The following is a 16,380-nucleotide window of genomic DNA, read 5'->3' on the forward strand; positions in this document are numbered from 1 at the left end:
TGGCCTGGGGAAGACGAGTCTTCGTCGACGCAGTTGTTCTCCGCCCGGGCCTTTGGCCCGCGACGCATGGCAGCATGGGACCTCATTGAGAGTCCGTGCGCTGAATGCACGCGGTGGGCGCGGTGGTGTCAGTGCGTACCGGTAGCGTTCCTGCATGCCGGAAACCGCCCAGCCGACCGAAGCCGAACGTCGCCAGGCCATCTCAGACGAGCTGGAACGCCTTGAGGAGAGTGCGAAGTACAGTGCGCAGTCTCAGTTCGAGCAAGCCAAACGCTGGCGCCTCATCAATCTATGGCTAGGTGTCCCGGCAAGCGGTCTGGCAGCCATCGCCGGTGCCACGGCCCTGGTGACGGCCGCCGGGCGCGTGATCGCCGGGCTGGTTGCCCTCGCTGCTGCTGTCCTGGGGGCGATCTTGACCACCATCAACGCATCGCACCGGATGAACCAGGCCGCCGCCGCAGCAAACGCCTACCTCGAGATCCAGACCGCCGCTCGCCAGGCCCGTGAGATCGACCTCCCGGCATGGACCGTGGAGGAGGCTAGGAGCGCGCTGGCTGAAATCACTGCGCGACGCGACGAACAGAACAAAACCGCCGAACCTCCCAGTCAGCGCGCCTACCTGCGGGGCAAAGCGAATATCGACGACGGCGGACAGTCCTACATAGTCGACACGTCCGCCAACCGGTCCGAAGGGCGCTAGCGAGCAGACATGGCACTCTCCGTGAATCAGGGGTTCGACCTCTTCTTGCAGCAGTTGACGCCCACCGTGGGTGAACGCGAGGCCAAGGCGCGCCATCGGCGCAGTGTGGAGACCTCGCTGCAGGCCGCGGCCTTCGGGGTGTCGCTGTTCAGGGAGACGGGATCGTTCACTCATGGGACGGGGGTCCGGGGATACTGCGATGTCGATCTTCTGGCCAGCATCAAGGCAGGTCGCCCGAACAGTTCGGACACCGCCTTGGGCTGGGTGAAGTCGGCTCTGCAGGCGAGTTTCCCCTCCACCGAGGTCGTCATACGGCGGCCTACGGTCCAGGTCCGATTCACTGAGGGCGCGGAGACCTGGGAGGTCCTTCCGGCTTTTCTCACGTTCCGTGGCGGTGACACGTCGGTCTACGACATCCCCGGAGCCGCCGGCGGGTGGATGGACACCGCCCCCACGGCTCACCTGGCGTACGTGAACGAGGTCAACCAGCGGCCTGTTGCGGTTGGCGGCGCCAACAAGCTCGCTCGGCTGGTCAAGGCTTGGAAGTACTACAACAGGGTACCGGTCTCCTCCTTCTACCTGGAGATGCGTGCCGCCCAGTACATGGCGGATGAGCCGAACTTCATCGCGGTCTGGGACATATGTGGGCTCCTGGAGAAGCTGGATGGCCATCAACTCGCCGGGATGAACGATCCCAAGAACAAAGCCGGACGCTTCGCCGCGTGCTCCAGCGATGCGACTCGCCGAGAGGCGCTCTCCAAGCTCAGGACGGGAGCGATCCGCGCCAGGAAGGCGCTCGACGCTCATCAAAAGGACGATCAGGCCACCGCGTTCACCTATCTCAGTCTCCTATTCGGGGGGCGTTTCCCTAGCCGCTGACTTGCTTTGTAGACGGCCCAGTCAACTATTTCGGTCAGCGTGAGGGATCCGCGCTGTATCTCAACTCGGTTCTCTGAGTGACTCGGCGGCGTCCCTGGAATCGTCCTCCCTCGTCGCCCTGTTGAGCAGGGCTCGGGAGCGAATGCGGCACAGCGGCGTGCACGTCATCCAGTCAGGTTGAACAGGCCCCGGCAGCGAGACACCGCCTTCTGGCTGCAAGGCCGTGTGAGTTGGGCGGCCCACCGACACCGGCAGGCATCGCATCTGCGAAAGCGCTCGCCGTCAATCGCCCAGGCCGAGGGCCGGTATCGTGGTCACGCCTGTGCGTCGCCTGAGGAATCTGCGCCGTTAGCACGTAACTGAGAGAGACGTTCCATGATCAGCCGTGACGAGATCGACGCGAAAAGCGCGGAGCTCGGAGTCGACCCGTCCCATGTTCAGCGGGACTACGTCTTCGGCTGGTTCCTTGCCGGGCTCTATGGAGAGAGCCGTCTCGCCGACCGTCTCGTCCTCAAGGGCGGAAACGCTCTACGGAAGGGGTATTTCGGAGCTACGCGCTTCTCCGAGGATCTCGATTTCGCCTCCCCCGGCCCCATCGACGCCCAGGACTTCCGTGAAGCGCTCAACGAGATCGGGCGGATGGCGCAGGTCAGGACGGGAGTCCAGTTCCATCTCGATCGCACTGAACAGCTCAGCAGGGACAGGATCAACCGCGAGCAGACGGTCTACACTTACCAGTTGCTCTTCACCGACTTCTACGGGACGACCAGCAGCATGCCGGTGAGCCTGCACCTGGACGTCACTGAGTTCACCCGCCTTCAGCTGCCCACGCAATCGCGCACGCTCATTCACCCCTACAGCGACCAGGCGGCCTGCACTGCGGACCTGACGGTGATCAGCTTGGAAGAGGCGCTCGCGGACAAACTCAAGTGTCTTCTGCAGCGCCGCTCCATCCGCGATCTGTTCGACCTCACCTACTCGACGTTCGTCAACAGGGAGATCCCTGTCGACCGGCGCAGCCTGGTGCGCACGTTCCTCCGGAAGACCATCTTCTCCCCCAGCCCCGCCGCGGCCCTGAACCTGCTCGCTGCCATTCCCTTCGACGACATGCAGTCCCTGTGGGACACGACGATCACCTGCGCCCGCGACAGTCTGCCTGAGTTCACCAGCACGGTGGCACGCTGGAAAAGCGAACTGGACGTGCTCTTCGCCGACTTCCGCACCGGCCACAACGCTCAAGCCGCCTTCTATCCGGCACACCTACGCACACCGATCATGGAGGCTGGTGCCGAGCGGAAACTGATGCTCCTGACATACGAGGGGCGGCAGCGCCTGGTCGAGCCCTATGCCCTGCGCTATAAAAGGCGCGAGGACGGGGTCGCACAGGAGTATCTGTACGTCTACGACCGCACCGGGGGGCGCTCCCGTCCCGGCATCAAGTCCCTCTTCCACCACCGGATCAGCGATCTGAGCGTCACGGACGACCACTTCGAGCCGCGATACGAGGTCGAACTCGCAAAGGCCGGCGAATTCAGCGACCGCCTCGGGTTCAGCCGCGGTCGCACCATCGGCCGCCGCCCCACCACAGCCAGGACCAGACCTCGCACGGGACGACGACGTTAGTCCGAACTCGGCCTCGAACCATTGACGGCATCTGCGAGTTCGGCCACAGCGGCGGGCCCGTACCTCGCTGGCTCCCAGCACTGGCACACCCTCGCCTGTCAGTTCGGCCATCTACGCTGGAATTTCGTGCGCGCCATGGGGCGGCAGAACGGTCTGAGGACGGCAGTGACGGGAAACGACAGCAGGGCACACAACTGGCAGAGCATCCGGGAGTGGGACGGAAGCCAGCACCGCGCCTTTGAAGAACTGTGCTTCCAGCTCCGAAAGCCGGCACCTCCGGGCTGGGAGACGATCAAGACGGCCGCCCCGGACGGCGGTGTCGAATGGTACGACCAGGCGCCCGACGGCAGTGCCGCGCACGGATACCAGGTCAAGTTCGTCCACAGCATCGAAGACCTGATCCCCCAGGCGAAGAAGAGCGCCGCGACGGTCGGCGAGAACATCGCGAACCGGAAGATCGTCCGACTTGAGTTCCTGACGCCGTTCGACCTTTCCGACCCCACCCCCGTCACCCCGCGTGGAAGGCCGCGCACCGGCGCAAGGGAGCGGTGGAACAAAAACGTCGCCCAGTGGAAGGAGCAGTTGCCCGGTCTCGCCGACGTCGACATCTGCTACGTCGGCGGAGGTGAGCTGCTGGAACGGCTGACCCGGCCTGGAAATGAGGGACGTCAGTGGTTCTTCTTCGAAAGGCGCGTGCTGGGCAGCGAGTGGTTCCGGGAACAGGTCACGCTTGCTGAGCGTCTGGCCGAGTCGCGGTACACACCCGAACATCATGTGGCGTTGCCGCTCGCTCAGGTGGCGGACGCGTGCGCCCTGCCGCAGGAATTCTTGCGGCAGGGCGTCCAGCGGGCCCGGGACCTGCAGGCCGCCGTTGAGACTCTCCTCGCCGAGATGACGCGGTGGCGCAGCCACTATCCCGCGCCGGACAGCAGCCCGGCTCACCAGGCGCTGTCGCAGTGGGTGCAGTCGTGGACGCTTCCGTTGCGGGAGGGCGCGCAAACCTTGGTCCACGACCTGTCCACGGTATCCGCGGCGTCCGGTTTCCCAGCTGAGCAGGCAGCTGCGGTGGCTGAGGACATGCTGGAGCGGCTGGGCGAATTCAGGGGCCTGGCCGACCGGTTCGCGGAGGAACCGCCCGAAACCGCTGAGGCTTCCGCGGCACCTGTGGCACAGCCGGGCAGGGGCGGGCCGGTGACGGCTTCGCAGAGTGTGGCGGCGTTGTGTGAGGGCGCTCTGGCTCGTGCCCGCAGCGCCTGCGCGCGGGTGGAGGACCTGATGCAGAGGGTCCCTGCGCAGGCAGCGCAGAAGAGAGCGTGGCTGCTGCTGGGGGAAGCCGGGCAGGGCAAGACGCACCTGCTGGTCGACGCCGCGCGAAGGGCCGTGAACGATGGCCGGCCGGCGCTGGTGGTCTTCGGGCAGGAGCTCAGCGGGCACAACACGTTGAGTGAGATCGCGCAGAAGCGCGGACTGGGCCCCCTTCCCGAGCGGGACTTCCTCCAGGCGATGGACGCCGCCGGCGCGGCCAGCGGCTGCCGCTTCCTGTTGATCATTGACGCCCTCAACGACTCCGACGATGCCGGGAACTGGAAGAGCGAACTGCTCGCTCTCCAGGGGCATCTGGCCGGGTACCGGCACATCGCATTGGTGGTGTCCTGCCGCTCGACCTTCAGGTCTCTGGTGGTTCCTGACCGTTTCGACGGGCCGGCTTCGGTGCATTCCGGCTTCGCCGGACGGGAGATGGAAGGTCTCGAAAGCTACCTTCGGGGCAATTCGGCTGCTCTTCCCAACACCCCCCTGCTTGCCTCGGTCTTCACCAACCCGCTGTTCGTGAAGCTGTATGCGGACAGCCTGAGCAAGAGCCAGCACCGGGGCGCGGCCGGCTCGGGCGGCCATCCGCGTGACCGCAGCGCGGTGTTCGACGCCTATGTCGATCACCGGGCAGAGACCATCTGCAGCCGGCTCGGACTGGACCCTCTCGAGCGGCCCGTGCACCGCGCGGTGGACGCCCTTGCCTCACGCATGGCCGCCGTACGGCTTTCCGTGCTTCCGCGTGATGAAGCCCGCACCCTTGTCGACGCCTACGCTCCAGCGGCCACGGCGTGGCCGGACACCATGCTCGGACAACTCCTCGCTCAGGGCATCGTGTCCAACGAGCGGACCTACAAGGCCGCGGAAAGCATCGGCATCGGTTTCCCCTACCAGGCGTTGGGCGACGATCGCGTGGTGCGGTCCGTCTTCGCTGCCCACCAGGACGAGATCGACTCGCTGCGTGAGGGCCGGCCGCTGGACGCCGACTCGCCTTTGCGGAGCTGGCTGCGCCAGGCCGCCCCGAACTATCAGGAAGCTGCATCGATTCTCCTGCCCGAACAGGCCGGCACGGAACTCATCGACCTGCTGGCGTGCCCTCCCCCTCCGGCCACGGACACCGCCGGGCCCGGCCGCCGCGCGGACACGCAGGGCTACCGGCTGGCCCGGAGCTTCTTGGAAACGCTTCCCCTGCGCAGCACACGAAGCGTCAACGAACGCACCATCGCGCTCCTCAACGAGACGGCCGCCCGGCACGGGCGCACTGCCGACGTACTGGAGGCCGTTTTGGCGGTCACCGCGGAGCCGGGGCATCTGCTGAACGCCGACCGTCTCCACCGGGTGCTGGTGAGAAGGCCGCGGCCCGAACGCGACACGTGGTGGGGCGTCGAGACCTACGCGATGCTGTGGGACGTCACGGCGCTGCACCGGCTGCTGCGCTGGGCCGAGCAGTACACCACCCCGCATACTCTGCTCCCCGCATCCTGTCCGGCCCGGCCTCGGCTCGGGGATCGCACACGCCGGCCTGTGACAGCGCCTGGCGCCACGGACGAGGAAGTCGTCCGGCTGGTGGCGACGACGCTGGTGTGGACCCTCACGTCCTCCAACCGGTTCCTGCGGGACCGGGCGACCAAAGCCCTCGCGCAGCTACTCCTGGGCCACGGGGACGTTCTGGTGTCCCTCCTGGACAGATTCCTACACGAGGATGTCGAGAAGGTCGACGATCCCTACCTCTTCGAGCGCCTGGTGTGGGTGGCCTACGGGGTGGTGGCCCGGCGCGGCGAGGGCGAGGAGCAGCACGGCCTCCTTGGGCAGGTCGCGCGGCGACTCATCGAGTACCTCTACGGTGACATCGCCTCGCCCGCGCACGCCTCACGGAACGCGCTGCTGTGCGACGCGGCCACCCACGTCGTCACCATGGCGCACGGCACTGGAGCCATCACCGGCGAAGAAGCAGGCATGGTCAGGCATCCGCACGCCTGTCCCGAGGTCGGGCGGGCTCCTGCGAAGGAGGACCTCGACGTCCTCTTCCCCCGGCGGGAGCAGAACGAGTCACTGTGGGGATCGGTTCGCTCGTCCCTGTCATCGCTGGGAGACTTCGCGGACTACGAGGTCCGCCCGGCCGTCCACCACTTCAGCATGTTGCCGCTCGCCTCCGACTATCCCCGGAGGCCCTCGTGGCAGCGCCGCGATGATCCTGTCGTGGTGGACCCGGCCCGCATCCCGGCCTTCGCGGAAAGTCTCCCGGAGTCCGTCCGGCCAGCTCTGAGCACACCGGCCGCCGTCGAGCAGCTCCTCACCGGGTGGAAGGCGAGGCAAGTCCTCGACCAGGACCAGTACGCGCTGCTGCAGGACTGTCGGGTGCCGCCGGCTGTGGACGAACGCCTCGCCGATGCCCAAGTGGACGCGGAGTGGGCCGCCAGGTGGGTGCTCGCCCGTGTCGCCAGCTTGGGCTGGTCGCCCGCGCTCTTTGCGGAGTTCGACAATTCCCGGGGACGCATGTCCGGCTCCCGTCAGTCCCACAAGGGCGAACGGATCGGCAAGAAGTACCAGTGGATGGCTCTCCACGAGTTGGTGGAGCGGCTGGCGAACCACCGGCACCCCCATCGGAGCGGTGAGCACGACCCGGCCGAATACCCCGGAGCGGCATGACTGTCGTTGCTCGACATCGATCCCTCCCTTCCCCCGGCCCGGCACCCGTTCGCCGGTGCTGACGAAGAAAGCGGCAGCAACGAGGCCGACAACGCCACCTTTGCGCCCGCCGACCCTTCGCATCCTCTGGCACCGCCCGTCCCGGCGCTTCCTGACGCCGACGGTATCGAAGAGTGGATCAGCCATCCTGGCAACCTGCCTGACCTCGGTGAACTGGGTGTACGATCCGACGGCCAGGGCAGGAAATGGGTCGTGCTCCACGAGCAGGCCACCGATGACCACGACGGCCGAGGATGGAGCGCTACCCACGGCCAAGCTGAGCAGTGGCACCGCATCCACAGCTGGATCGTGTCCGACGATCAGTTCACCAGTCTGCTCACCTGGCTTGAAGGCCGTGCCCTCACGCATCGGATGATGCCTGATGGCCCCGACCGCCACAGTCTCCTCCTCGCCGACTTCCCCACCGTGCCCGGTCCTTGGACCGACCCCGAACCGGACTCCTGGCACGTGAGCACATTTCAGCATGAAGAACATGAAACCGCCCAGGACGCCCTCGACGTCTCGGCCGATGACGACGACCTGGCCTCGCCGGAGAAAGTCCCTGGACCGGCTGCCGACGTCGAGACCGTCGACGCTCTCGCCATGTGGCGGAAGAAGAGGGAAGAGAGGCAGGCCGAGTCGCTCGTCGACCTGGCAGAGCAGTGGGCGGACGGCCCGGTCGACCACAAGGACGACTGGCTCGAACGCGCCCTCGCCGCACAGCCGCGGGTCCGGATCGACCGCGCCACGGACCCCGCCGGACAACCCGTCACCGCCATCCCGACCGACCAGACCTACAGCTGGAGTGCGCAGAGCTCCGACTGCTCCCTTGACGCGCCCGTCTCCGTGACGCTGCTCAATGACCCGCTCCTGAGAGACAGCGGACTGCGACGCGACCCTGACCGTCCCTGCTGGTACGACGCCGACGGGCACCTCCGGGTGCAGTACCTGACGTGGGACCGTCCAAGCGGCACGGCCTATAGCCTCCTCGCCTCCAGAGAGTGGCTCGAACAGCTGCTCCAGCGCATCGGCCACTGCCTGGTCCAGGGAATGCTCGGCGAACGACAGACCGTGGCCGCCGAACACCCCTTCACCTGGAGAGAATTCAGCCAGAGCGCAGGCCACACCGCGCAGGGGCGGCGGACCTCGGGAACAGCCGTCACTGCACTCAGGAGAAGCCTCCGATAGCGCCCCGGCTGGGGCGGGGTGTATCTCCTCGCACGGTTTCAGCTGCTTACGGGCAGGTTCCTGGCGGCAGGTCACCTCATCGTGACCCCGTCCGGTGATCATCAGGGCGGTCCTGGCTCGGTGGGGTGCCGTCCGGGTGGTCGTAGATCCAGGAGAGGCCCCCCAGGTCAAGGCGTCGGTGGGTGCGGGTGACGGCGACGTAGGCGAGACGGGCCTCGGCGTCGTCGACGGGGTCGGGGACGGGCGCCGGTGTGCTTCCTGCCGGGTCGTCGGCGGTGTCGTTCGGGGAGCGGGCGAAGTCCTCGGCGATGAGGACGCTGGGCCATTCGCATCCCTTGGCCTTGTGGGCGGTCGAGACGGTGACGTGTGCGTGCGGTTCGGGGGCGAGTTGGGTGATGGCGGCGAGGATGGCGTCAGCGCCGTGGGTGTCGACGAGGTTGACCAGGGGCTGGAGGTCGCGGCTGGCGGGGTCGTGGGCGGCGTAGTCCTGCAGATCGCCCCAGGAGGGGAAGAGGAGCAGTTCGGGATGGTGGGTGCGGCGGCCTTCCTTGAGGTCGCGGGCCGCGAGGGCCAGGGCCTGCAGGCTGTCTCCTCCCCCGGCCAGGGCGACCCGGTGTCCGACTGCCATGTGGGTCATGCCCTGGGCCATGGCGCCCACGTTGGTGCGGCACAGGACGGCGTCCGGCTGTGTGACGAGGCCGAGTTCGGTGGGCACGGCGGGGGTGCCGGTGAGGCGGATCGGCGCGTCGGCCAGGTGCAGCCAACGGTTTGCTTCGGCGGCGAGGTCGGGGCCGAAGCGGAAGGACTGGGACAGGGCGAGCTGGGTGCCGTCGAAGCCGGTCATGATGTCCTTGGCGCCGCGCCAGTGGTAGATGGCCTGGGCGGAGTCGCCGACCATGACCAGCTGGGCGTGGTCGCGCTGGGCGAGGAAGATCTGTTCGACGACGGGGTTGGTGTCCTGGGCCTCGTCCAGCAGCAGGAAGTCGGCGTAGATGCGCGGCCGGGTGAGGGCCCAGATCTTCAGGTAGTGGTCGTGGTCGAAGCGGACGGCGCCGTCGTCGGGGTGTTGCAGGTCGGCCCACGCCTTGTGGGCGAACGGCACGATGTGGGCGGCGAGTTGGGTGTGGAGGTCGGTGTCGTCCAGGCCGCGCAGCCGGGGCACGTGATGGGGGGCGATGGCTTCGTCGGCGGTGTGGCAGAAGCGGGCGACGGTGCGCAGGGTGGCGTTGGAGAGGGCTCGTTGCGTCACCTCGCGGTCGCCGATGCGGACGGCTTTGTTGATGCCGAGCATCTGTCCGGTCTGCCAGGCGGGGCGGCGGGGTGCGTTCAGGCGGTGGGTGTAGCGGTGGCCGACGGCCGCGTAGGCCAGGGCGTGGGCGGTTTTGCACTGGACGGTGTCGGGGAAACGGCTGCGGGCGTCCTGGGCGATGGCCCGGTTGTAGGCGAGGTAGCGGCCGCGGCGTGTGGTGGCGTGGGCGAGCAGGGCCAGGGTGGTGGTCTTGCCCGTGCCGGCGCCGGCCTGCAGGGCGAGGTGCTGGCCGGCGTGGAAGGCGTCGGCCGCTGCCGTCTGTTCGTCGGTCGGGTTCATGCGGGGGCTGCTCCGGGGGTGCGGGTCAGGGCGTGGCCGACGGCTGCCAGGAGGTGTGCGGCCGTGGTGTGGGCCAGCAGTTGCTGCACGGCCCGGTCGAGCCGGTGGACCTCGTCGCTGGCGTGCTGGGCCAGCGCACGGTGCAGGGCCAGCTTCACGAAGATTTCCGGGCTCTGCCCCGCTTCATGGGCAGCCTGGCGGATCGCAGCATGGACGGCGGGTGGGAAGGCGACGTTGAGCAGGACCTGTCCTGCGGCATCCGGGTAGTGGGTGGTGATCACGTCCACGGGAAGCCGTGCGGCGAGGCGTTGGCGCAGCCGGTGCGCGGCGCGGTGGGGGGTTTTGGCGCGTACGAGGGTCATGAGGCGGGTTGTGTCGTGGTTGATGGCGAACGGCAGCCCGCGGACGGCTTCGCGGAGTTCGGCTGAGCTCAGAGGGCGGGTCAGGACGACTTCCAGGGCGTGGTGCGGCATCGTCACCGCTCTCTGCTGTCATGTGCCGGTGGACAGGGCAGATCGGTACGCAGGTGCTCGGCGTGCAGAAGGGGATCAAAGACCTGCCATCCGGCCAGTGCCAGATCGGCGGTGCCGTGGGGGACAGCGTGCGCGGAGCAGCGCTGGATGCGCCAGCGTCGTTGTTCGGCGTGAGGCAGCCGGCTGAGGTCGTAGACGGCCATCGTCTGTTCGGGCAGAGCAAGCTCGCCGCGCCGGGGGCCGACAGGCAGCAGGCTCCAGGATCCGGCCGGGCCGTCCGGGTCGAGGACGGGGCGGGGGCAGCGGCGGCGGTGGTTCGTCTGGGCTACGCAGCGGACGGCCTCCACGGGGCCGTCGGCGAGGTAGAGGCACAGCAGCATCCGTACGACCGGGTGGTCGGGGGAGCCGGTGCCGGTGGGCGCTGTTGTGGTGGGAAAAGCCGTGGGCGTGAAGGCGCCGGTGTCGATCAGGCGGCGGGTCCGTACAGCGAGTTGGCGGCGCGCCGACTCAAGGGGCCGGCTGATCCGGCAGATGGGGGTGCGCTGCGGGCAGAGCACGGCGTGCGGAATGCGGCACCAGGTACGGCCGTCGTCGTGCGGGTGGGCGATGCCGGAACTCGGTGCCAGCGGCAGGGGGCGGGGACCTGGGCAGTGGCGAGTTCGGCGGGATGCAGGGCGATGGGCCGCCCGTCCGTACGTGGGTAGAGGTCGATGCGGTTGCCGCATTGGGGGCAGCGGCGGCTCTGGCCGGTGCGCAGCAGGCGGCTGGGGCTGGTGGTGGCCACCCGCAGCGGACGGCGCACCGGTGCGGTGCGGGGGCTGCCGTCCCAGTGGCAGCCGGCGGGGGCGGTGTTGGGGCGCATGGCGAGGACCGTGCCAGGCGCCCCCTGCCGGAGGCGGGGCAGGCGGGCCGACAGTCCCCCGGCCGGCTCAGCGGTATCGAACGGCGACGCGGTTCTGCGAGTGTGCGTTCTACGCGTGCTCGCCGGTTCGGGTGAGTTATGCCGCGCTGCATGCCTGGCGCGACCGCAGTCAGTCGCCCTTGGATCCGGGCGGGGTGGCCTTCACAGAGCGAGCCGAGCAGCTTCTCGATGGGGACGTCAAAGGCGTGCGCGAGGGCATGCCAGGTGGTGACGGTGCCGGCGGCTCGGCCGTGTTCGAGGTCGATCGCGCCGGGCCAGGCCGCTGCGGCCGGCGAGTTCGTCGAAGGTCCACCCGCGCTCATTCCTCAACCGCGCCAGCGTCACACGCAGGGCGTCGCGGTCCGGGTCGGGGGGCAAGATCGTCACTCCACCATCCGACGGTGCAGACACCTGCCTGTCAGTGCGGATTTCTGCACTATCAGTGCAGGTGAGCGCACCGGGCCCCCACTTCTGCGCGAGTGCAGGAATCTGCACTACGGTGCGGGCGGCTCCCGCGTGCGCACCGGGAGACCACCGCGCGACGCCGGCGCAGACCAGAGCGGAGGGACAACGAGCCGATGCGGCTTGCCAGCACACACGCCACGGTGCAGCGCATCTGGACAGTGCGCCTGCGCCCGCAGACAGGCGGACCGGCCCTGGCCTGCCCCCGCTGCACGCACAGCCCCGTCCTGCAGGCCGTCTCCGCCCGCTCGGCCGCCCTCACTCATCTGGCCCGCCATGCCCGCGCCGACACGTTGCCTGGGCATCTGCGCACCTGCCAGTGCCGGGCGCTGGGCTGCCGCTGGCACCCCCGCCACCGCGGCTGTGCGGGGCCCGTTCTGCTCGCCCTGACCTGCGACCGCGGCGGCCGTACCTGGCGACTGGCCGATGCCTGCGCCGCCTGCGCGGCGGCGATGAGCCGCACCGCCGTCGTACCGCCCACCCTGCTCCGCGCCGACCGCACCCCGACGCACTCCAGTACGTCGCGCTCTGCGCGCATCGCACCGCCATTCGGCCCGGCAGAGCAGCAACGCGTACGCGAAATGCTCACCTACCTCGCCACAGCACTGCCGCGTTTCTCCTCCCCTGCGGCCCGGCTGCTCGCCCTGCAGTGCGCACTGCGTGCTGACCGCCAGGGGCAGATCCGCCTGCCCCACGGCTTCCTGCGCGGCATGCGGCTGCACGGCCGCGCAGAGCTGTGGCTGGAGCTGGAACACGCCGGCTGGCTGCACCGCTTCAGACGCAGATGCTCTCCCATCCAGGCGCAGTTGCTCGATGCCCCCGTCCTCCACCAGGATCCCGGACGCACCGCGCGCGTCCGCGCCGCCCAATGGGCGCTGCGCCCCGCCCCGCTGATCCTCTCGCCCGCCCTGCCCTCCGCTCTACGGCTGGCCGCACTGGCACTGGCCGCCCACAGCACCGCTGGGGCGGGCGGGGGTGAGCTCGATGCTCTCGCCCGCCAGTGCGGGCAGCCGCCTCAGCAGTTGGAGGACCTCCTCGACCAGTTGGTCCGCGCCCGTCTCGTGACCACCTGGCGCCTCCATCACGACGGTGACGAGGTGCGGTGGGAGCTGCCCAGGCACTCCTGATCGGGCAGAAGTCGTCCAGCGGGCCGAAGTCGGCTTCTTGGCAGGCGAGTTAAGCAGCCGAGCCGCCGCGCGGGATGGCGACCGGGCAGCGCCCGGCGTCCTTCGTTGTCGCCGACTTGTTCACCCTTTCAGGTGTATCCGGCAGGCGGGAAAGTCCTCGCAGCGCGGAGCGGAGCAGCATGGGCATGCCGGGCTACGGCAGCAGTCATCAGAAAGAGGCAGGGGCGGGTGAACAGGTGACGGGAGCTTGGCTGTCCGGCTCCTGCCAACCCGTGCCGGTGCGGGGGCAGTCGACGGCGGGCGGGTTTCGTGGGGCGGCCGGTGCAGGTCAGGGACTGGGCCCAAAGGGGCTGCCGACCGGACAGGTATGCGGGACCCTGCGGCGGCACGGCAAGGGGTGGGCAGCGTGAACGCGGCGGAGGGTCCCGGCGGCCTGATGGAAGGCGAGGCCGTGCCGAAGGCGGGGCAGGGTGTCGTGGTTTTGTACCGCGAGCCCTACGGGCCGGTGCGCCTGCGCAGCGCGGCCGGGCTTCGGGGCGTGGCACTGGAGGAGTTCGGGCCGGTGAGCGAACCGGTGCCCTACCGGGGCCGCAAGGGCATCATCACTTACTGGCCGGTGGCGACCCGGGAGCAGACCGTGGTGTGCGGCAGCCTGCGGCAGTGGCGGCTGGCGATAGAGCTGGACTTCGAGCCGGCCTGGGCGGCGTTCAGCGCCGGCCCGGTGGAACTGCGGTGGCGGGCCGGAGGACGCCTTCGCCGCTGGCGCCCCGATTTCGTGGCGCGCACGGCCGAGGGCGAGCGTGAGGTGCTGGTGCTGAAGCCGCCCCGACAGGAGAGCCTGCCCGCGGTGAGACTCGAGGTGCTTCAGGAGGTGGCGCAGGCGGCCGGGTGGCGGGTGCGGCAGGTGCGTGAACCGTCGGGGCTGCGCGCGCGGAACCTGGGCTGGCTGGCCGGTTACCGGTTTGCCGTGGGCGACGAGGAGGGCCTGGGGCGGGCGCTGCTGGAGGCGTTCCGGGCGCCGACCGGTCTGCGGGCGGGGGTGGCGGCCAGCGGGCTGGACGAGATGACCGGGCTGGACCTCGCCTACCGGATGCTTTGGCAGCGGCGGCTGCTGTTCGATGCCGCGTATCCGCTGCTGCCCGACGCCGTGGCCTGGACGGCCTGAACGACCAGGAGGGGGCACATGCCGGGAGCAGACGAGGGCCGGTCTGCGGGGTCGCTGTCCATCGGGGCGCTGGTGCGCTGGCACAGGCGCGAATGGGAGGTGGCGGAGTGGCAGGGACCGCTGGTCACGCTGGTGCCTCGGGACGGCGCCGAGGCGCCCTGGGCGGTGTCGTTCCGGTGGCTGGTGGGCGCGGAGGACTTCGCTGTCCTCAGTGGCGGTGCGGCACCGGCCGCGGGTGGGGCGGCTCTCGGCGGGTGGGGCCGGCCGGAGGGGCAGGAGGAGGCCGCGCTGTGGCAGGCACGCATGGTGGAGATCGACACCGGTCTGGCGCCGGGCCGAAGCGAGCATGCGCGGGGATTCGGGCCGGACACGACGCTGGCCCAGCGGTGCGCCGCGATGTCGGCGCGGCTGGCCGCCGACGGCGTCCGCTGCTCCGCCCACACCCTCGCCGACAAGCGGCGCAAGTGGAAGGCGGCCGGGGAGAACCCGGTCGTCCTGCTGCCCGGGCCGCGGGACAAACGCCTGGGGGGCTTCACCGACCCGCGGTGTCTGACCGCCATGCAGGAGGTGGTGGCCCGGCGCGCACACGCGTCGGATGTGACCATCGACGTGATCCGCGAGGAAGTCGAGGACCTGCTGCACTCGCGGTACGCCGAGGAACTCGGCTCGGCTGCCGTGGCGGCTCTGCTGCCCTCCCGTTCCACCTTCTACCTGCGGATGAAGGAGTCCGGCCTGGCCGATGCCCTGGGCCAGCCGACACGAGCCCGGGCCGCTCTGGCCTCCACGCCGCCGCTGCCCCATGGCGGGCGCGAAGTCGTGCTGCGGCCGGGACAGGTGACCCAGGCAGACACCACGCCGCTGCGGATTCTGGCCCGCGGCGACGACGGCCGGCCCACCGCCACGGAGCTGACCACGCTCATCGATGTGGCCAACCACAGCGCGTGCGCGCTGATGATCACGCCCAGTCGTCCCCAGGACGCCGAGAGCGGGCAGGCGGGCCAGGCGACCCGGGCGATCGACTTGACCCTGATGCTGGCCCAGGCTCTCGCGCCCTGGCCGGTGATGCCCGGCTGGGACCCGCTGAGTGCGGCCGCCGCCTCCAGTCTGCCGTTCGGGGCGCTTAGGGCGGCGGACGAGCGGTTCACCGAGGCCACCGCCGCCCGCCCGGTCATCCGCCCCGAGCTGATCATTTACGACCAGGGCAGCCCCTATGTGAGCGAGCACTTCACCGAGGTCTGCGACCGGCTGCGCATCGCCCGCCGCCCGGCGCGCAAGAAGACCCCGACCGACAAGCCGCTCCCCGAGCACTTCTTCGTCACCCTCGCGCACCGCTTCAGTCAGCACGTGACGCACGGCTGGCAGGGCCGCAGCCACAAGAAACGCGGCCGCGGCATCGACCGGATGCCGCTGTACACGATTGCCGAGCTCCAGCAGATGGCCCAGGAGTGGGTGGCACTGGAGTACCAGCAGACCCCCGACGCGGGGCTGCGTGACCCGTTCCGTCCCCACGTCGTGCTGTCGCCCAACGAGATGTATGCGGTCCAGGTGGCCCGCAGCGGCTACCGGGCGGTGCCGCTCTCCCCCGCCCAGAACCGCTTCTTCCTGCTGCGGCAGTGGGTCATCCCCGGCAAGGGCGGATTCATGATCGACTATCGGACCTATCAGCCCGTCGCGCAGGACGCCGCCCACTACCGGGAGATCGTCCTGCGCGGCGACTCGAAGCTGCCCGGCCGGGAGAAGCAGTGGGAATGCCGCTTCAACCCCTACCGTCCCGAGCGGGTGTGGGTGTACGGCCACACGGCCGACACCTGGGTGACCTGCGATTTCCGGCTGCGGCACCTGCTGCACGATCCGTGGACCGCGGACATGTGGCAGGAACACGCCGAGCAGCACCTGGCGGCCGGCGGCAGCAAGCAGGACGAGGAGGCGATCGCCCTGTCCCTGGCGCAGCGCGACCGGCGTCGTCGCAGTCGCAGACCGCCACCGAAGCGCACTGGGGCCGAACCGCCTTTCCAGGGGCTGGAGTTGGAGACGGAGCAGCCGTCCCAGGACCCGTACGCGGGTCTGGAGGAGTTCGACCTGTCGACCCTGCGGCCCTACCCGGCGCTGCCCATCTCCCCCATGGCACCCCCCTCTGCGCCCGCCACGTCGTGGGGGGGCCCCGGGCGCCCCCCCCCGGGGGGGGGGGCCGGGGCGGGGGGGGGGGCCCCAGCGCCCGCGCCGGGCGGGGCCCCCGACGGCGGCGGCGGCGGGGGCCCCGGCCGGTACGGGGCGCCGC

General features: G+C 69.6%; 12 protein-coding genes and 1 pseudogene. 8 read left to right on the forward strand and 5 right to left on the reverse strand.

The features are described 5' to 3' along the window. Window positions 1-154 precede the first annotated feature (154 nt). The 5 genes from ACIOC1_RS35155 to ACIOC1_RS35175 all read left to right on the forward strand — a co-directional run bounded on the left by ACIOC1_RS35155 (window position 155) and on the right by ACIOC1_RS35175 (window position 8,386). On the forward strand, window positions 155-700 hold the full coding sequence (locus tag ACIOC1_RS35155) for an SLATT domain-containing protein (protein ID WP_401858652.1): 546 nt from the start codon (window positions 155-157) through the stop codon (window positions 698-700). 9 nt (window positions 701-709) lie between these two features. Further along, window positions 710-1,579 carry a nucleotidyltransferase gene (locus ACIOC1_RS35160; protein ID WP_401858655.1) on the forward strand — a complete coding sequence of 290 codons (870 nt, stop codon included), beginning with the start codon at window positions 710-712 and terminating at the stop codon, window positions 1,577-1,579. Window positions 1,580-1,954: 375 nt separating this feature from the next. Further along, on the forward strand, window positions 1,955-3,202 hold the full coding sequence (locus tag ACIOC1_RS35165; protein WP_401858658.1) for a nucleotidyl transferase AbiEii/AbiGii toxin family protein: 1,248 nt from the start codon (window positions 1,955-1,957) through the stop codon (window positions 3,200-3,202). Window positions 3,203-3,328: 126 nt separating this feature from the next. After that, complete coding sequence (locus ACIOC1_RS35170; protein ID WP_401858660.1) at window positions 3,329-7,159, forward strand: hypothetical protein; 3,831 nt, start codon at window positions 3,329-3,331, stop codon at window positions 7,157-7,159. A 6-nt stretch (window positions 7,160-7,165) separates the two neighbouring features. Continuing rightward, window positions 7,166-8,386, forward strand: coding sequence for a hypothetical protein (locus ACIOC1_RS35175; protein ID WP_401858663.1), 1,221 nt, complete (start codon window positions 7,166-7,168; stop codon window positions 8,384-8,386). Window positions 8,387-8,462: 76 nt separating this feature from the next. Here the strand turns inward: ACIOC1_RS35175 and ACIOC1_RS35180 are convergent, their stop codons facing one another. From ACIOC1_RS35180 to ACIOC1_RS35200, 5 genes and pseudogenes are all read right to left on the reverse strand, one after another. Continuing rightward, window positions 8,463-9,974, reverse strand: coding sequence for a UvrD-helicase domain-containing protein (locus ACIOC1_RS35180; protein ID WP_401858665.1), 1,512 nt, complete (start codon window positions 9,972-9,974; stop codon window positions 8,463-8,465). Next, a complete protein-coding gene (locus ACIOC1_RS35185; protein ID WP_401858668.1) occupies window positions 9,971-10,453 on the reverse strand; it encodes a hypothetical protein in 483 nt (160 codons plus the stop codon). The genes ACIOC1_RS35180 and ACIOC1_RS35185 overlap by 4 nt, the downstream gene beginning before the upstream one ends. Then, window positions 10,450-11,004 carry a hypothetical protein gene (locus ACIOC1_RS35190; protein ID WP_401858671.1) on the reverse strand — a complete coding sequence of 185 codons (555 nt, stop codon included), beginning with the start codon at window positions 11,002-11,004 and terminating at the stop codon, window positions 10,450-10,452. The genes ACIOC1_RS35185 and ACIOC1_RS35190 overlap by 4 nt, the downstream gene beginning before the upstream one ends. Beyond that, a complete protein-coding gene (locus tag ACIOC1_RS35195; RefSeq protein WP_401858672.1) occupies window positions 10,914-11,309 on the reverse strand; it encodes a DUF6083 domain-containing protein in 396 nt (131 codons plus the stop codon). Before ACIOC1_RS35195 ends, ACIOC1_RS35190 begins: the two co-directional genes overlap by 91 nt. Before the next feature lie 169 nt (window positions 11,310-11,478). Further along, window positions 11,479-11,735, reverse strand: a pseudogene (locus ACIOC1_RS35200) (helix-turn-helix transcriptional regulator). A gap of 191 nt (window positions 11,736-11,926) precedes the next feature. On the opposite strand from ACIOC1_RS35200, the gene ACIOC1_RS35205 reads away from it, so the two are divergent. The 3 genes from ACIOC1_RS35205 to ACIOC1_RS35215 all read left to right on the forward strand — a co-directional run. Further along, a complete protein-coding gene (locus ACIOC1_RS35205; protein WP_401858675.1) occupies window positions 11,927-12,937 on the forward strand; it encodes a hypothetical protein in 1,011 nt (336 codons plus the stop codon). A gap of 406 nt (window positions 12,938-13,343) precedes the next feature. Continuing rightward, window positions 13,344-14,102 (forward strand): TnsA-like heteromeric transposase endonuclease subunit, encoded by a 759-nt coding sequence (locus ACIOC1_RS35210; protein WP_401858678.1) that lies wholly within the window; start codon window positions 13,344-13,346, stop codon window positions 14,100-14,102. A gap of 18 nt (window positions 14,103-14,120) precedes the next feature. Then, window positions 14,121-16,380: transposase (locus ACIOC1_RS35215; protein ID WP_401858681.1), on the forward strand; the 2,260-nt coding region annotated here is incomplete at its 3' end.

It is taken from the genome of Streptomyces sp. NPDC088197 (assembly GCF_044741185.1).
Lineage (GTDB): Bacteria > Actinomycetota > Actinomycetes > Streptomycetales > Streptomycetaceae > Actinacidiphila.

Coding starts and splice junctions, on each gene's coding strand:
- ACIOC1_RS35165 (WP_401858658.1), top strand. CDS start 1,955: ATGATCAGCCGTGACGAGATCGACGCGAAAAGCGCGGAGCTCGGAGTC.
- ACIOC1_RS35155 (WP_401858652.1), top strand. CDS start 155: ATGCCGGAAACCGCCCAGCCGACCGAAGCCGAACGTCGCCAGGCCATC.
- ACIOC1_RS35205 (WP_401858675.1), top strand. CDS start 11,927: ATGCGGCTTGCCAGCACACACGCCACGGTGCAGCGCATCTGGACAGTG.
- ACIOC1_RS35195 (WP_401858672.1), bottom strand. CDS start 11,309: ATGCGCCCCAACACCGCCCCCGCCGGCTGCCACTGGGACGGCAGCCCC.
- ACIOC1_RS35180 (WP_401858665.1), bottom strand. CDS start 9,974: ATGAACCCGACCGACGAACAGACGGCAGCGGCCGACGCCTTCCACGCC.
- ACIOC1_RS35160 (WP_401858655.1), top strand. CDS start 710: ATGGCACTCTCCGTGAATCAGGGGTTCGACCTCTTCTTGCAGCAGTTG.